This is a genomic window from Mesorhizobium sp. M4B.F.Ca.ET.214.01.1.1 (assembly GCF_004791545.1).
Lineage (GTDB): Bacteria > Pseudomonadota > Alphaproteobacteria > Rhizobiales > Rhizobiaceae > Mesorhizobium > Mesorhizobium abyssinicae.
On sequence record NZ_SRUX01000185.1, the window covers coordinates 1 to 330 of the forward strand.

1 protein-coding gene is annotated in these 330 nt (G+C 60.0%); it reads left to right on the plus strand.

The window, feature by feature from the left end; all coding sequences use genetic code 11:
* Window positions 1-87: 87 nt before the first annotated feature.
* On the plus strand, window positions 88-330 hold a 243-nt coding region (locus tag EN857_RS35330), incomplete at its 3' end, for a hypothetical protein (RefSeq protein WP_210235172.1).

Here is a 330-nt window from a genome sequence, read left to right on the forward strand (position 1 = left end):
AACGAATGCCCATCCGGCGCTGGTTAGGCTGGCTGATATTGTGGCTGGCCGGCAAAATAGGGCGGAAGGCCCAGAAGGTGAGGACGCATGATGAGCGTCGTCACCAAGGTGAACAACAGTCAGGTGGCAACCTGCGCGATTGATGGCTGCGCGAAGCCCGCTCGCGGACGTGGATGGTGCCTTGCTCATTACGGCCGATGGAGGCGAAATGGCGATCCTCTCGCAGGTCGGACGCCAAACGGCGATCCCCGTCGATATCTCGATGAGGTGGTGCTTGCCTACGAAGGCGACGAGTGCCTGATATGGCCATTTGCGAGATCGGAAGAGCAC